This window comes from Albidovulum aestuarii, from assembly GCF_029961185.1.
Classification (GTDB): Bacteria; Pseudomonadota; Alphaproteobacteria; order Rhodobacterales; family Rhodobacteraceae; genus Albidovulum; species Albidovulum aestuarii.
In genome coordinates this window covers 174297-189367 of record NZ_JASBQQ010000009.1, presented here as the reverse complement: position 1 = coordinate 189367, position 15071 = coordinate 174297, and the positions used below count along the sequence as shown (strand labels likewise).

The window sequence follows — 15071 nt, the reverse complement described above, 5'->3', positions numbered from 1 at the left end:
CCCTTGAAATTATCGCTCACAGCGCGTCCTCCCCGGTCTCTCCGGTCCTGACGCGCAAGGCGTCTTTCAGGTCGAGGACAAAGATTTTGCCGTCGCCGATCTTGTCGGTCTTCGCGACCTTGGCGATGGTCGCGATCACGTCTTCGGCAAGGGACGCGCTGACCGCGATTTCCAGCTTCATCTTCGGCACGAAATTCACCGCATACTCCGCGCCGCGATAGATCTCGGTATGTCCTGACTGAGTGCCGAAGCCCTTGATTTCACTCACCATCATGCCTCGGACGCCGATTGCGGTCAGCGCCTCGCGCACTTCGTCGAGCTTGTAGGGCTTGATCGCCGCTATGATGTATTTCACATCCCTCTCCTTATGAGACGGCCCGTCGCGGGCCTCGGCGCCAGCGGAAACGCTGCGGTGCAGCATGACAAGATTTCCGACCCTTAAGGGCGGGGCGAATCTGGAGAATCCCGGTTCATTGGCAGGATTCAGGCGGATTGCCGCTTTTTTGGGCAGCGGGTGAAGCGAAACGTGAACCGGCACGGCTCCACATTCCTGCGCCATGCCTGTATGGTCGCGCCCCAGAGCAGTATCGGGTTTTCGGAACAATGAGCAAAACGGGCGGGAAAAAACCCCCTCTGATCGCCGAACGGCGCTATGCGAAGGCCGCGTCCAAGGCAAAGCCGAAAGCCGCGCCAAAACAGGTGCGGACAGCGAAACCGCGCCGGGCGGCGCGCAAGGCAAGCTGGCCGGTCCGGCTGGTCACCGGATTGGTGCGGCTGATCTGGCGCGCCATCTGGGGGGTCGGCTGGCGACTTGGCGCGATGGGTGCGATCATTGTCGGCCTGTTCACGCTGTATTACTACGCGCAGCTTCCCCCGCTGGAGACATTGATCGACGCCCGGACCAAGGGCTCGGTCACGATGCTTGACCGCGAGGGCCGAGTCTATGCCTGGCGGGGTGAGACATTCGGCGGACAAATCGCTTCCGACACCGTGTCCCCCTATCTCAAGAACGCCATCATCGCGACCGAGGATAAAAGGTTCTATCGCCATATTGGCATTTCGCCCCGGGGTATCGCCTCGGCCATCCGCATCAACCTCAGCGAAGGGCGCGGGCCGCTGGAAGGCAACGGCGGATCGACCATCACCCAGCAGGTGGCGAAGCTCATCTGCCTCGGAGTCCCCTATGATCCCAAGGTCTGGAAGAGCGAGGCCGATTACGAGGCCGACTGCCGTGTGTCGTCAAAATGGCGCAAGCTGAAAGAAGTACCCTTCTCCTTCGCGATGGAGGCGAAATACGGCAAGGCGAATATCCTGACGCTCTATCTTAACCGCGCCTATCTCGGCGCGGGCGCGCGGGGCTTCGAGGCTGCCGCCCAGCGGTATTTCGGAAAGTCGGCGAATGAGGTGAACCCTGCGCAGGCGGCGATGCTTGCAGGGCTTCTGAAGGCACCGTCCCGTTATGCGCCGACGGCGGACCTGCAAAAGGCGCAGGACCGCGCGTCGGTGGTTCTGGGGCTGATGCACGATCAGGACTATCTGACCGATCTGCAATACAAGGAGGCCATCGACAGCCCGGCCCGGCTTTCGCAGGCGGCCGAGGCCAAGGCGGGCGGCTATTTCGCCGACTGGGTGATGGACTCAGGCCCCGCCTATCTGACGCAGGACACGACCGAGGATGTGATCGTTAAGACGACGCTTGATCAGGATATTCAGAAATCGGCCGAAGACGCGCTGGCCTATGTTTTCGACACCAAGGTCAAGGAAGGATCGGTGGCGCAGGCCGCAATCGTGGTGATGTCGGCCGACGGCGCGGTCCGTGCCATGGTGGGTGGGCGCAAGACGCAGGTCTCGGGCGCGTTCAACCGGGCTACGCAGGCGCTGCGACAGGTGGGTTCCACCTTCAAACCATTCGTCTATGCCGCGGCGCTCGACCTTGGCTACACGATGAATTCTTATGTCGATGACGCGCCGATCACGCTCTACGTCAAGGGATCGGGCGAGTGGACACCCAAGAACTACACCCCAGAGTTCCGGGGCATGATCACGCTGACCGATGCGCTGACGCATTCGATCAACACTGCCACTGTGCGCGTCAGTCAGGCCGTCGGGCTTGAGGCGGTGCGTCAGGTCGCGGGTGATTTCGGCCTGAAATCGGATCTGGCGCAGGGCCCGGCCATTGTTCTCGGGTCGTCCGGCGCGACGCTACTGGAGATGACGGGCGCCTATGCGGGTATCCTGAACGGCGGCTCATCGGTCCGGCCCTACGGGTTGATCGAACTGCGCATTCAGGGCGACGACGAAGCGCTGATGGGGCAAGAGGGCGGCATCGGCGAGAGGGTGATTTCGGAAAACGCGGCGCGGCAGCTGACCTATATGATGACCCAGGTGATCGAACGCGGCACCGGGCGGCGGGCGCTGCTTGACCGGCATCAGGCGGCGGGCAAGACCGGCACGACCTCGGATTACCGCGATGCCTGGTTCATCGGCTTTACCGCCGATTACGTGGTCGGCGTCTGGATGGGCAATGACGACAACACACCACTGACCGGCGTCACCGGCGGCGGGTTGCCCGCCGATATCTGGCATGAAGTTATGGTGCGGATCGAGGCCGACCTGCCTTCGACGCCACTGCCGATGATCCGGCCCGAAGAACTGCCGCCTCCAGTCTATCAGGAGCAGACCTATGATTCAGGCCCGATCGCGCAAGGCCAGCCGATGCCGCAGCAACCCGCCCCACAACGTCGCCGTCAGAATGATCCCATACTCGAACTGCTGAACGCGATCCTCGGCAACCGGAACTGAACCGCTCCTCATGCGGCTACGCCTGCTCGTCGCGATGAGAAGCCCGCTTGACGGCGCACGAGGAGCGCGCAGACTCAGCCCGCGCGCTGAAGATCTGCTGCCAGCGCGCCGATATCGCCCCGGCGCTTGTCCAGCATCGCCCCGATCTCGGTCCGTTCGGCGGCGAGCATGTTCACGCCTTCGATGATGATGTTGAAGAAGAGTTTCTTGCCGGACTTCTCGAAGACGTGCCAGTCGAGCCGGAACGGCGCCTGTCCGCGCAGATGCGCGACCGAGCGCACCTCGAAGAAGCTCTTCAAAGGCCGCGCTTCCTGCACTTCGATCCTGCCGCCGATGAATTCGCGGAACCGGCGGCCATATTTGCGCGAGATATAGCCCTGGAAAGCTTTGACATAGGCATTCAGGTCCGATTTCGAGGCACTGCGACCGGCGGGTCCGAGCGAGCTTTGCGCGATGAAGCGGACATCGGCATAGCGCACGAAAATCCGCTCGAATTCCTTGAACATCGCAGATTCGGACTTGCCCGAGGCAATGACCGCATTGACCTCTCCCACGACCTGATCGACCAGCGCCTTGGCCTGACCGGTATTCAACGCCCACGCGCCATGAGGAAGCGCGGCCAGCGCGACACTGGCGGGCAGGCCAATCATGAGGTTGCGGCGGGTCAGGTCACTGGGCATAGGGGTCCTCATACGGATCGAACACATCGGCTTCATCTTCTATGCCAAGCTCGAAATGGCGGTTCTGCAGATAAAGAAGCCGCATCTGAGCGTAGCTGTCTGCGCTTTCATATAGAATTGAATCGATCGTATCGCCATATCGCTGCCGATCCGCGACCTTCCCCCCGAGCTTGGCCGCGCCGATATAGTAGCTCTCGGGCGGGCCGGTCAGGGCACCCACCGGATCAATGATCGCGTCGACGACCTTTCCGGCCAGATCGCGTTCGGTCGTGGGGCCGGCCACCGGCACGACAAGATAAGCACCCTCACGGACGCCCCAGACATGGAGTGTCTCGCCGAAGTCGGTCTCGTCGGCGTAAATGCCCATTGCTGTTGCGGGATCGAACAGGCCGAGGATACCGACGGTCGAGTTGACCACAAAGCGCACAGTATTGGTCAGTGCGGGCTTTGGCCGAACCTGAAGCACGTTGTTTACCACATCGCTTGGTGTGCCGAGATTGTCCGCGACATTGCCAAGAGTGTTCGCCACCGGCTGCGGCAAAAGCGGTTTCTTGTCAGGCTTGCCCCCGCCAAAGAGTGCCCGGTCCATCGCCAAGTTTTCTTCGTGGACGGCGCGGTTATGTGCCTCATGGGGGTCGTTGAACTCGGACCCAGGTTCGGGTGCCGAACACGCCCCGGCCAGCAAGAGGATTGCCGCCGACACTCCGGCAACGCCCCGCCTGTCAAAAAAACTCATCAATGGATTTCCGATCATTTTCTTTCTATCTTTCCGAATAATCGACGGCGGGGCAGAATGTCCGTTCTTAAGGCTTAAAAGCCGAAAGGAGCGGTTGCAAGTAACAGACCGGAGAAGGCTTCGGTTCGGCGGGAAATCCGCCAAGGCAGGAGTGTCACATGGTGCAGACCGACCTCAGCCGGGGGCGCGAGGAGCTTTCGGCCGCGCAGGCCGAGCAGCGCGGGCTGCTTTGGGCCGTCGGGCTCTTTTCAGCTTTCGTCAACCTCCTGATGTTGACCGGCCCGATCTTCATGCTGCAGGTCTATGACCGGGTGCTGGGCAGCCGGTCCGAGGAGACGCTGCTGGCGCTCTTCGCTCTCGTGGCCTTCCTATTCGCCATGATGGGTCTTCTCGATCTGGCGCGCGGGCGGGTCATGGCGCGGGCGGCCGGGCGGTATCAATCCGCTCTGGAGGCGCGGGTCTTCTCGGCCGTCCTTCAACGCAGCGCGCTTCATCCCGGCGATCCCGTTGCCGCGACGGGCCTGCGCGATCTTGACGCGATCCGGCAATTGCTGGCCTCTCCGGTTTTTCTTGCTCTTTTCGACATGCCCTGGGCGCCGGTTTTCCTTGCGGCTGTTTTCATCTTCCACCCCTGGCTCGGCTTTCTTGCTATTGCTGGTGGTGCGGTGCTGATCGCCACGACCTTTGCCAACCAGTCGACAACGCGCCGCGCGGTTCTTGGCGCAACGGCCGCCAGCCAGCAGGCCGACCGTCTCTCGGACCAGCTCAGGGATGAGGCAGACCTGATCCAGAGCCTCGGCATGCGGGGGACGAGCTTTGTCCGCTGGGCCAAGGCACGGGCCGAGGCAATGACCCAGACCGTCTCGGCGGGGGACCGGTCAGGCACGTTCACGACGTTTTCGAAAACCTTCCGGCTGTTCCTGCAATCGGCGATGCTGGCCCTTGGCGCTTATCTGGTGTTGAAGGGTGAACTGACACCGGGCGCGATGATCGCCTCTTCGATCCTTATGGGACGGGCATTGGCACCGGTGGAACAGTCAATCGGCGGCTGGGCCCTTGTCCAGCGCGCCTCAGAAGGTCGCCGCCGTCTTGCCGCGCTTCTGTCCGCCGTGCCGCCGCAGCCGCAGCGCACCGCGTTGCCGAAGCCACGTGCGATGCTGGAGGTCAACCAGCTGACCGTCGTGCCGCCGGGCCAGTCGGCGGCCTCGCTGCGCATGGTCTCGTTCCGTCTGGAACCGGGAAAGGCGCTGGGTGTCATCGGACCTTCAGGTGCAGGGAAATCGACGCTTGCCCACGCGCTGACCGGTGTGTGGCGTCCCGCCGGCGGCTGGGTCCGGCTGGATGGCGCAACGCTTGATCAGTACGACCCTGACGAGCTTGGCCGTTATGTCGGCTACCTGCCGCAGCGCGTGACGTTGTTCGACGGTACGATCGCCGAGAATATCGCCCGGCTGGAAGAGGCCCCCGATGACGCGGCCATTGTCGCAGCTGCGCAGAAGGCTGCGGCCCATCAGATGATCCTCGACCTGCCCGAGGGCTACAATACGCGCGTCAGCCAGGCCGGTGGTCGGCTGTCTGGTGGCCAAATTCAGCGCATCGGCCTTGCCCGCGCCCTCTATGGCGACCCGGTGATCCTTGTGCTCGACGAGCCGAACTCCAACCTCGACAATGAAGGCTCCATGGCCTTGAACGCCGCGATCAAGGCCATGAAGGCCGAGGACCGCTCGGTCCTGATCATGGCCCATCGCCCGGCGGCCATTCAGGAATGCGACGATCTGATGATCCTCGACGGCGGGCTGCGCCGGGCTTACGGTCCGCGTGACGAGGTGCTGAAGACCATGGTCAAGAACGCCAGTGAAATCACCCGCGCCAAAGGGCAGGGGGGTGTGTCATGACGACGCCATCGGTTCGCGGCCCGCTTTTGCTTGGTGGCGTGGCACTCGCCCTCCTGATCGGCGGTTTCGGCCTCTGGTCGGTGACGACCGAGATCGCCGGTGCCGTTGTCGCCGGCGGTCAGGTGGAGGTGGAGCAGAACCGTCAGGTTGTCCAGCATCCCGATGGCGGCGTGGTCGCAGAAATCCTCGTCAAGGACGGCGATCTGGTGGCGGCCGGCGCGCCGCTCCTGCGTCTCGACGGCACGCTCCTTCGGTCGGAACTTACCATCGTCGAAGGCCAGTTTTTCGAGATCCTCGCCCGACGCGGACGGCTGGAGGCCGAACGCGACGACACCGAGACCATCGCCTTCCCTGAGGAGCTGCGGAAAACCAGCGCCGAACGATCCGAGATAGCAGCGCTGATGAAAGGTCAGGAAAGGCTCTTTGCATCGCGGCGCGAGACCGAGGCAAACGAGATCGACCAGCTTCAGCGCCGCCGTGGCCAGATCGCCAATCAGATCGAGGGGATTGCTGCCCAGCGGGCCTCGGCCGACGACCAGCTGCGCCTGATCGGCGAGGAACTGGCCGACCTTCAAACGCTGCTGGACCGGGGGCTGACCCAGGCCGGTCGGGTGCTTGCGCTGGAACGCGAAAAGGCGCGGCTTGCCGGAACGGCGGGGGAGCTTGACGCCGCCAAGGCTGAGGCCGAGGGCAAGGTCACAGAAATCGACATCGAGATTTTGAAGCGCGGCAGCACACGGCGGGAAGAGGCAAACAGCCAGCTTCGCGATCTGGGTTACCGCGAACTGGAACTTGCCGAACGCCGCCGTTCCCTGATCGAACAGATCGACCGGCTGGAGATCCGCGCGCCGGTCTCGGGCATCGTCCATGCGCTTCAGGTGACCACCCCACGCTCGGTCATCCGCGCCGCCGATCCGGTTCTTTTCCTCGTGCCGCAGGACCGGCCGCTGGTGATCGCCGCCCGCGTATCGCCAATCAACGTGGACGAGATACAAATCGGGCAGGAAGTGACGCTGCGCTTCTCGGCCTTCGACAGCCGCACGACGCCCGAGCTTTTCGGTCAGGTCGCCCGTATCTCGGCCGACGCGCTGACCGACGAGGCGAGCCAGCTCAGCTACTACCGGACCGAGGTCGTGCTGGAACCTCACGAGCTCGACAAGCTTGCCGGTCAGGCGATCATCCCGGGAATGCCGGTCGAGGTTTTCATCCGCACCGGCGACCGCACGCCCTTGGCCTATCTCATCAAGCCGCTCGCGGAGTATTTCAACCGCGCCTTCCGCGAAAGCTGAACTCTACGACAGTTAGTCACCCGCGATATGTTATCCGGCCGCCGCAGATCGTCAGCCTAATCTCCATCGCGCTGACCTTATCTGGTGCGGTCGTCTCTATATCGCCGGACAGAACGACGATATCGGCGGCGAGGCCGGTTTTCAGCGTACCGGTCACATGCTCACGATGCGCGGCCCAGGCACCGCCTGCGGTGTAGGCGTGCAGTACCTGCATCAGGGGAACGCGCTGATCCTCTGCACCCTCGAAGGCGGGCCGGTTCAGGGCCGCGCCGATGCCGCGCATCACCGATATGTCGGTGACCGGCCAATCCGAGGCGAATGCCAGGGGAGCGCCGGCCTCGGCCAGTGTGCGGCAGAGGTAGATGTCATTCCAACGTGTGCGGCCAATGACGTCGAGCGTTGGGAACATCGCGAAATCCATCGCCCCGGGTGCGTGAGGCGGTTGCAGCGAGGCGGTGATGCCGAGTGCGTCGAGGCGAGGAATATCAGACGGGTCAATCATCTCAATATGCTCGATCCGGTGGCGGCTGTCGCGCTTTCCATTGGCTTTTTGTGCGGCCTCGTAGCCGTTAATCGTGGTTCGGACTGCGCCGTCGCCGATCGCGTGGACGGCGATCTGCAGGCCTCGGCGGTCAATTTCGGTCGCGATCTCATTGAATCGCGGGCCGGGGAACAGCGGTTCGGAGTGGTAGCCGGGCCGTCCGGGGTAGGAATCGAGCCGGAAGGCGGTGCCTGAATCGATCACCCCGTCCATGAACATCTTGACGAAACCCGAGGTCAGCCAGTCGTCATCAAAGTCGCGGGTCATCGCATCGGCACGATCGAGCGCCGTAAGGTCCATATTCGGCTTGAAATGGAACGGCACCTTGACCCGGGCGGTCAGCTTGCCCTCGGCCTGCAACCCCCTGAGCAGGTCAAGTGTATAATGATTGCCGTCCATGTTCACCATTGAGGTGATGCCGTGCTTCGCCGCGTGGGCGAGGCCATTGGCGATCTTGGCGCGGTCGATGGCTTGTTCGGCTTCGGTGGGCCAGGGCGAGGGTTCTTCGCCCGTCGCGATGCCGAGATTGGGGCGCTTTTCGCCGCCGATGGCGATGACCGGGCCGAACGCCTCAAACTCCCTGAGTTCGCCGGTGGCAAGGCCGTCCTCGCCCATCACCACCTCGTGCCCGTGGGGCATCTCCGCGCCCTCAAGGATACCCGCGACCCGAAGCGCGGCGGTGTTGGCCCAGACCGTGTGATGGTCATGCGCGCAGATGGCGATGGGGCGGTCAGGGATGATCCGGTCAAGGTCATGGCGGGTCATCGGATGGTCGAGGATCGCGTAATGCCCGCCCTGCGCCATCAGAAGAGGGGCATCGGGATTGGCCGCCGCGAAGGCATGGAACGCCCGCGCGAGCGCATCCTCGCCTTCCACATGCGTCAGTTGCAGATGAGCGAGTTCAGCGCCGCCGAAGAAAAGGTGCAGGTGACTTTCGAAGAAACCCGGCAGAAGCGTGGATCCGCCGCAATCGATGACCTCGGTATCCGTAAGCGCCATCCTCTCGATTTCGGCACGGTTTCCCACTGCGATGATGCGGCCATCGGAAACGGCAACCGCCTCGGCGCGGGGACAGGCCGGGTTCATCGTCAGGATACGTGCATTCGTAAGGATCAGGTCGGGTGTCATGGCAGGCCTCTTGCGGGACGGTTTGGACAGACCGGTTCCCCGCCCGCGTGTCAGGGCGGCAGGTAAGAAGCCGGGCCGAGCCGCAGCCTACAGATATTCGTGCAATTGAAACAGTGTCTTGTAGCCCATGAACCGGGCTGCGGTGCTGTGTCCGAAAATCACGTCTCGCGCCCGGTAAGCGGGAGGGTATTCAGGATGGGCGGGTTGAGACCCGCCCGACCGTCCGCAAGCATTGGATCAGTTCACCAGCCCGGCATGACGCATGGCTGCGTCGATCTTGGCCTTGGTCTCGGGCAGGAGCGTGGTCAGCGGCATGCGCACGTCTTCGTTGCACAGACCAAGCTGCGACAGCCCGTATTTCGCGCCCGCAAGGCCCGGCTCGATAAAGATCGCCTCATGCAGCGGCATCAGCCGGTCCTGATAGGCAAGCGCGGTGGCGTAGTCCCCCGCCAGCGTCGCTTCCTGGAACTCGGCGCAGAGTTTCGGCGCGACGTTGGCGGTGACCGAGATGCAGCCGACTCCGCCATGGGCATTGAAGCCAAGAGCGGTCGCATCCTCGCCCGACAACTGGATGAAATCGCGGCCGCAGAGCGCGCGCTGCTGGCTCACCCGCTCGATCTTGCCGGTCGCGTCCTTGACCCCGACGATACGCGGCAGTTTTGCCAGTTCTCCCATCGTCTCGGGGCTCATATCCACGACCGACCGGCCGGGGATATTGTAGATGATGATCGGCAGGGTACACGCGTCGTGCATCGCCTTGAAATGCGCGTAAAGCCCGCGCTGCGTGGGCTTGTTGTAATAGGGCGTCACGACAAGCGCCGCATCCGCGCCGGCCTTCTCTGCCCCGCGGATCAGTTCGATCCCTTCCTCGGTCGAGTTCGACCCGGCCCCGGCGATCACCGGGATCCGGCCAGCGGCGGCCTTGACCACCTCTTCGATCACCCGGATATGCTCTTCATGGGAAAGCGTCGGGCTTTCACCGGTCGTGCCGACGGGGACAAGCCCGTGGCTGCCTTCGGCGATATGCCATTCGACGAGTTTCTTGAGCGTGTCCAGATCCAGCTCGCCGTTCTTGAACGGCGTGACGAGGGCTGGGAAGGACCCTTTGAACATGACACGCTCCTTTGGTGTGGCGGGCGAGACTCGCCCGGTTGAAATCGCGCGGAACCTATAGCGATTGTCTGCCGTTGCCAAGTTTGTGTGTTGCGGGGGCGGGCGGGGGCCCATATCCTTGGAAAAAACCAATCGAAGCAGTGATAAACATGATCCGCAATGCCCTGCGTGCCGCGCCCTTTGCGCTGGCCCTCCTTCTGCCCGTGACGGCCCGTGCCGATGATCCGGCGGGGTTCCGCGCGGCGCTTGCCGCCGCCGACCAGCGCGACTGGGTTTCGGCGGTGGCGCAGGCCCGCAGGGCCGGGCCTCTGGCCGCAGCGGTGATCGACTGGGAACGCTTGCGCGACGGCAACGGAGCGTTCGGCGAATATGTCACGTTCCTTCAGAGTTACCCCGACTGGCCGGGACTACCGTTTCTGCGGCAAAGGGGCGAGGGCGCCATCACCGCTGACACCTCTGCCGATGCGATCATAAGTTATTTTTCGGCTTTGAAACCGCAGACCGGGATGGGCAGCCTCGCGCTGATCGCCGCCCATCAGGCGCGTGGTCAGGGCCAGGCCGCGGCCGAGGAAGCGGTGCGCGCCTGGCGGACGCTCTCGCTGAGCGGGGCCGAACATGACCTTTTCGTCGCCCGCCACGCCACGATCCTGAAAGACCATCACGATGGCCGCACTGCCATGCTTCTGCGCGAGGGCAAGGTCGCCGATGCCCGCCGCATGCTGCCCCTGAACAGCGCCTATACCCGCGCGCTGGCCGAGGCACGTATCGCCCTTCAGGCCAGCGATCCCGGCGTGGACGGGCTGATTGCAAAGCTGCCGGAAACGGCAGTGAATTCAGGCGGGCTGGCCTATGACCGGTTCCGCTGGCGCATCCGCAAGGACCTTTATGACAGCGCCGATGAACTTCTTCTGGAACGGTCGGTCAGTGCCGAAGCCCTTGGCGATCCGGATCAATGGGCTGACTGGCGCCGACGTCTGGCCCGCAAGGAAATGCGCGAGGGCGACGCGCGGCGCGCCTACCGGATGGCGGCGGAGCACCATCTGAGATCGGGTTCGGACTACGCCGATCTGGAATGGCTCGCGGGTTACATTGCCCTGCGCAAGCTCGGCGATGCAAAAACCGCGCTTGCCCATTTCGACCGGTTCCAGCGGGCCGTGAATGGCCCGATCAGCCTGTCGCGCGCCGGATACTGGCGCGGCCGCGCCTATGAGAAACTGGGAATGCCGGGCGAGGCACAGGCCGCCTATGCCGAAGGCGCGCGTTATCCGACGGCTTTCTACGGGCTACTATCGGCCGAAAAGGTCGGCCTGCCGCTGTCGCCCGCGATGGCGGGGGGCGAGGCCTATCCGGACTGGCGCAGCCAGCCTTTCGCGCAGTCTTCGGTCCTGCTGGCCGCGCGGGAATTGATGGCGGCGGGCGATGAAACGCTCGCCGCCCGCTTCCTGTTGCATCTGGGCGAGGGGCTTTCGGGCTATGAGATCGGTGCGCTCGCCGGAATGGCGGTCGAGGCAAAGGAACCCTATGTGGCGCTGTCTCTCGCCAAGGCTGCGGCCGAAAAAGGCGTGATCTGGCCCACGGCCTATTTCCCGGTGCCCGCGCTTTCGGGGTTGGACCTGCCGGTGCGACCGGAATTGGCGCTGTCGATTGCTAGGCGGGAAAGCGAGTTCAATCACCGCGTCATCTCGCATGCCGGGGCGCGGGGGCTGATGCAGGTGATGCCCGGGACGGCAGAGATGATGGCCAAGAAGATCGGCGTCAGCTACGAGAAGTCGAAGCTGACGACGGACTGGCAGTACAATGCGCGGCTGGGGGCGGCCTATCTGGACCAATTGGTGGACGAGTTCGGCAATTCGCCGCTCTTGGTGGCGGTCGGCTACAATGCCGGGCCGGGTCGCTCGCGGCGCTGGATCTCGGAACTGGGCGATCCCCGCGCAGAAGGTGTTGACCCGATCGACTGGATCGAGGCGATCCCCTTCCGCGAGACCCAGACCTATGTGATGCGCGTGGCCGAAAGCCTGCCGATCTATCGTGCGCGTCTGACGGGACAGACAGGACCGCTCAGTTTCACTGAGGAGCTCAAGGGGCGTTGACGTTTTCGGCCCGAAATCCACACTCAGCGTTGTTATCCACGTCGCGACGGATGTTTTAATCATCCGAAACGCGTCTGTATCCATGCAGGAAACAACGGCGCGGTAATCGTCATTTTATCGACGTAATTGAGTGAATAATCTGCGCATTCGGTTTTCGCACATCGTTTAAAACCGATCTGTGTCAGTATTCCGCGATAAGTGAACGAACCCGCAAAGCATTGTTCGTGATGGAGGGACAAACCGGTGAAACCAACATTTTTGCCGCATGAATTATCTCACGAAGAATTCCAATTCGACTGGGACGCCGCGCGTGGCGGCAACGGCGGAAAACCCGGCGGACCGCCCGGAAATGGAGGCGGCAATACAGACGTCACAGGCACCTATACGAGCGGTGCTGTTGACGACACCACGACGGATCATTTCAACATTCAACTCAACTTTATTGGCGACGGCTGGACAGTTGACTTGATGAACGCGTTTGCGGCGGCGGCGGATTATCTTTCGCAACTCGTCACTGCAGGCCTGACACAAGACGGATCGGTGGATGACCTGGTCATAAATGTCTCGATCAGTGATATCGACACTATTGGCGGCACTCTGGCGCAGGGCCGTCCGACGTCGGTGCGATCATCCGACAATACGACGCCAGACGGATTGCCGGTGACAGGAGAGATCATCGTCGACTCGAACGACATTGACAGCCTTCTGGCGCTCGGGACGCTCGACGACCTCGCACTTCATGAAATCCTGCATGTGATGGGGTTCGGAACACTCTGGGACGTGCCAGGCGTTCGCGATCTGCTCACCGATCCGGTGTTTGTCCCCGACCTCAGCACGCGCAATCCGAAAGATGGTGAGACGATCATCGAATATATCGGCGGTGCGCTCGATGCGAATGGCGGCAACCCTCTGGTTGAAACCGAAGGCAGCCTCGGCCACTGGAGCGAAGAGGTGTATGGCGACGAACTGATGACGACCGTGTTCAATCCCAATGGCAACTACCTTTCGGACATGACACTCGATGCCCTGTCCGATCTTGGGTACTCGATCGATGACATAGTCGGTGCGCAGCTGGCCTTAGCGGTCGATCTTTCGGCAAGCTACACAATCGACGATTTTGCCGTTGTCTGACCCGAGGACGTTTGCAATTGAGTTGCGGCCAGGCCGCGTCTGAACATCGGACGCACTTGGTGCCCCGCCGCCAGATGCAGTGCTTCAGCGCGTTGCCTTGACCCGCGCACGCCAGAGCGTGAAGAGGCCCGCACCCACCACGATAACCGCGCCGATGGCCACGTTCGGCTCCAGCACTTCGCCGAAGACTGCCATGCCCAGTGCCGTGGCGAAGACCAGTTGCAGATAGGCGAAGGGCTGAATCGCGCTCGCCTCGGCCACTTCCAGCGCGCGGATCATCAGCCAGTGCGCCCCGGCCGCCGTGCAGCACAGCAAGGCCATCCACGCCCAGTCGCGCGGGACCATAGGCTCCCAGTGGAACATCCCGACGGCGGTCATGACGACGGCGCCCGTGACACCGGTCCAGAAAAAGCTGACGGATGAACGGTCCTTCCGTGCAACGTAGCGGGTCAGGAGCCCGTAAAGCGCGAACATTAGGGCGGCAATCAGCGGTACAAGCGCCTCCGGCGAAAAGACGCGGTAGCCGGGTTCGAGGATGATCAGGATCCCGACAAAGCCGATGCCAATCGCTGTCCAGCGTCGCCAGCCGACCTTTTCGCCTAGTACCGGGCCGGAGAGGGCTGCGATAAGCAACGGGTAAGAGGTAAAGACAGCATGGCTTTCGACAAGGCCAAGCAGCGTGAAGGCGGTCACCATCACGCAGATCTCGGCGGCCAGAAGCACGCCCCGGAAGATCTGAATCAGGGGGAAATGCGTCTTCGTCGCCGCCCGGATGCCCCCCGCCTTGCGCGAAGCGACCGTCATCACGAAGATCGCGAAGAACCAGTAGCGGATCATCACCACCATGTAGACGTTGTATTCGCTCGCCAGATGGCGCGAGATGCCGTCCTGCATGGCGAAGACGAAGCTGGTCGCGGTCATCAGGATCGCGCCGAGGCGGAAGCTCTGGTCGTTCATCGCGCCTCGTCCAATATCCCGCGACTCATATGCCGCTTGTGCCCATAGCCTTTGGCCCGCTCTACCTGAAACCCCGCCGCCTGCAATCCCCGGCGCACGAAACCTGCGGCGGTATAGGTGGCGAAGGTGCCGCCCGGCGTAGAGTGACGTGCCACTTCAGCCAACAGGTCTTCGGACCACAGTTCGGGGTTCTTGGCGGGTGAGAAACCGTCGAGGAACCATGCATCGGCCTTGCCGCGCCAGTCCGGCAGCGTCGCACGCGCGTCGCCCACGATCACCTCGACATCGACGGTTCCGAGGGCGAAGCGACGCTTTCCCTCCTTCCACGCGGCCAGAAGCGGTTCTGCCGTCTCCAGTAGTTCGGGGAAGGTGGCAAGTGCCCGCGCCATGTCATCGGCGGGCATCGGGAACGCCTCGAAGCTCGTATAGGACAACCGCCCCTTGATTCCGGCCCCGGACCACGCGATCAGCGTTGCCAGAAGGTTCAGCCCGGTGCCGAAGCCCAGTTCGGCAATGCGGAACCCTTCGCGGAACCGCTCGGGCAGGTGGTTCCCGACCAGAAAGACATGCCGGGTTTCGGCCAGACCGTCGGCGAGCGAGAAATAGGGGTCGTCGAACAGGGACGACACCGGCGTGCCGCCGTCGCGCCATGTGACCTTCTCGCTCTGGTCCTTTAGGCTCATCTGCCATACCCCTCTGGTCGGGCAGT

General features: G+C 63.0%; 12 protein-coding genes. 5 read left to right on the top strand and 7 right to left on the bottom strand.

All coding sequences use genetic code 11. The features are described from left to right. Positions 1 to 16: 16 nt before the first annotated feature. The gene (locus QKW60_RS18225; protein WP_282370794.1) at positions 17 to 355 is read right to left on the bottom strand and encodes a P-II family nitrogen regulator; all 339 of its coding nucleotides are present in this window, start codon (positions 353 to 355) and stop codon (positions 17 to 19) included. Between the two features lie 248 nt (positions 356 to 603). Between QKW60_RS18225 and QKW60_RS18220 the strand changes: the two genes are divergently transcribed. Beyond that, a complete protein-coding gene (locus QKW60_RS18220) occupies positions 604 to 2802 on the top strand; it encodes a transglycosylase domain-containing protein (protein ID WP_282370793.1) in 2199 nt (732 codons plus the stop codon). A gap of 74 nt (positions 2803 to 2876) precedes the next feature. On the opposite strand, the gene QKW60_RS18215 is transcribed toward QKW60_RS18220, so the two are convergent. Together QKW60_RS18215 and QKW60_RS18210 are read right to left on the bottom strand one after the other, a co-directional pair. Beyond that, positions 2877 to 3482 (bottom strand): MlaC/ttg2D family ABC transporter substrate-binding protein, encoded by a 606-nt coding sequence (locus QKW60_RS18215; protein ID WP_282370791.1) that lies wholly within the window; start codon positions 3480 to 3482, stop codon positions 2877 to 2879. Then, positions 3472 to 4218: an MlaA family lipoprotein gene (locus QKW60_RS18210; RefSeq protein WP_282370789.1), complete on the bottom strand. Its 747-nt coding sequence runs from the start codon at positions 4216 to 4218 to the stop codon at positions 3472 to 3474. Before QKW60_RS18210 ends, QKW60_RS18215 begins: the two co-directional genes overlap by 11 nt. A 158-nt stretch (positions 4219 to 4376) precedes the next feature. Between QKW60_RS18210 and QKW60_RS18205 the strand changes: the two genes are divergently transcribed. Next, on the top strand, positions 4377 to 6113 hold the full coding sequence (locus QKW60_RS18205) for a type I secretion system permease/ATPase (RefSeq protein ID WP_282370787.1): 1737 nt from the start codon (positions 4377 to 4379) through the stop codon (positions 6111 to 6113). Further along, on the top strand, positions 6110 to 7402 hold the full coding sequence (locus tag QKW60_RS18200) for an HlyD family type I secretion periplasmic adaptor subunit (protein WP_282370785.1): 1293 nt from the start codon (positions 6110 to 6112) through the stop codon (positions 7400 to 7402). The genes QKW60_RS18205 and QKW60_RS18200 overlap by 4 nt, the downstream gene beginning before the upstream one ends. A 16-nt stretch (positions 7403 to 7418) precedes the next feature. Here QKW60_RS18200 and QKW60_RS18195 read toward each other — a convergent pair whose 3' ends face one another. After that, on the bottom strand, positions 7419 to 9071 hold the full coding sequence (locus QKW60_RS18195; protein ID WP_282370783.1) for an amidohydrolase: 1653 nt from the start codon (positions 9069 to 9071) through the stop codon (positions 7419 to 7421). Positions 9072 to 9308: 237 nt separating this feature from the next. Continuing rightward, positions 9309 to 10184 (bottom strand): 4-hydroxy-tetrahydrodipicolinate synthase, encoded by an 876-nt coding sequence (gene dapA, locus QKW60_RS18190; RefSeq protein ID WP_282370781.1) that lies wholly within the window; start codon positions 10182 to 10184, stop codon positions 9309 to 9311. Positions 10185 to 10333: 149 nt separating this feature from the next. Here dapA and QKW60_RS18185 point away from each other — a divergent pair, with 149 nt between their 5' ends. Next, positions 10334 to 12274, top strand: coding sequence for a lytic transglycosylase domain-containing protein (locus QKW60_RS18185; RefSeq protein ID WP_282370779.1), 1941 nt, complete (start codon positions 10334 to 10336; stop codon positions 12272 to 12274). A gap of 243 nt (positions 12275 to 12517) precedes the next feature. Then, complete coding sequence (locus tag QKW60_RS18180; protein ID WP_282370777.1) at positions 12518 to 13405, top strand: M8 family metallopeptidase; 888 nt, start codon at positions 12518 to 12520, stop codon at positions 13403 to 13405. Positions 13406 to 13489: 84 nt separating this feature from the next. Here the strand turns inward: QKW60_RS18180 and QKW60_RS18175 are convergent, their stop codons facing one another. Continuing rightward, on the bottom strand, positions 13490 to 14362 hold the full coding sequence (locus QKW60_RS18175) for a DMT family transporter (RefSeq protein WP_282370776.1): 873 nt from the start codon (positions 14360 to 14362) through the stop codon (positions 13490 to 13492). After that, positions 14359 to 15045, bottom strand: a complete 687-nt coding sequence (gene mnmC2, locus QKW60_RS18170; protein ID WP_282370775.1) for a tRNA (5-methylaminomethyl-2-thiouridine)(34)-methyltransferase MnmC2 — start codon at positions 15043 to 15045, stop codon at positions 14359 to 14361. Before mnmC2 ends, QKW60_RS18175 begins: the two co-directional genes overlap by 4 nt. Positions 15046 to 15071: the final 26 nt, after the last annotated feature.

What these genes read in the sequence shown, in the direction of transcription:
- QKW60_RS18220 (WP_282370793.1), top strand. Translation starts at nt 604, where the DNA reads ATGAGCAAAACGGGCGGGAAAAAACCCCCTCTGATCGCCGAACGGCGC.
- QKW60_RS18215 (WP_282370791.1), bottom strand. Translation starts at nt 3,482, where the DNA reads ATGCCCAGTGACCTGACCCGCCGCAACCTCATGATTGGCCTGCCCGCC.
- QKW60_RS18210 (WP_282370789.1), bottom strand. Translation starts at nt 4,218, where the DNA reads ATGAGTTTTTTTGACAGGCGGGGCGTTGCCGGAGTGTCGGCGGCAATC.
- QKW60_RS18205 (WP_282370787.1), top strand. Translation starts at nt 4,377, where the DNA reads ATGGTGCAGACCGACCTCAGCCGGGGGCGCGAGGAGCTTTCGGCCGCG.
- QKW60_RS18200 (WP_282370785.1), top strand. Translation starts at nt 6,110, where the DNA reads ATGACGACGCCATCGGTTCGCGGCCCGCTTTTGCTTGGTGGCGTGGCA.
- QKW60_RS18195 (WP_282370783.1), bottom strand. Translation starts at nt 9,071, where the DNA reads ATGACACCCGACCTGATCCTTACGAATGCACGTATCCTGACGATGAAC.
- dapA (WP_282370781.1), bottom strand. Translation starts at nt 10,184, where the DNA reads ATGTTCAAAGGGTCCTTCCCAGCCCTCGTCACGCCGTTCAAGAACGGC.
- QKW60_RS18185 (WP_282370779.1), top strand. Translation starts at nt 10,334, where the DNA reads ATGATCCGCAATGCCCTGCGTGCCGCGCCCTTTGCGCTGGCCCTCCTT.
- QKW60_RS18175 (WP_282370776.1), bottom strand. Translation starts at nt 14,362, where the DNA reads ATGAACGACCAGAGCTTCCGCCTCGGCGCGATCCTGATGACCGCGACC.
- mnmC2 (WP_282370775.1), bottom strand. Translation starts at nt 15,045, where the DNA reads ATGAGCCTAAAGGACCAGAGCGAGAAGGTCACATGGCGCGACGGCGGC.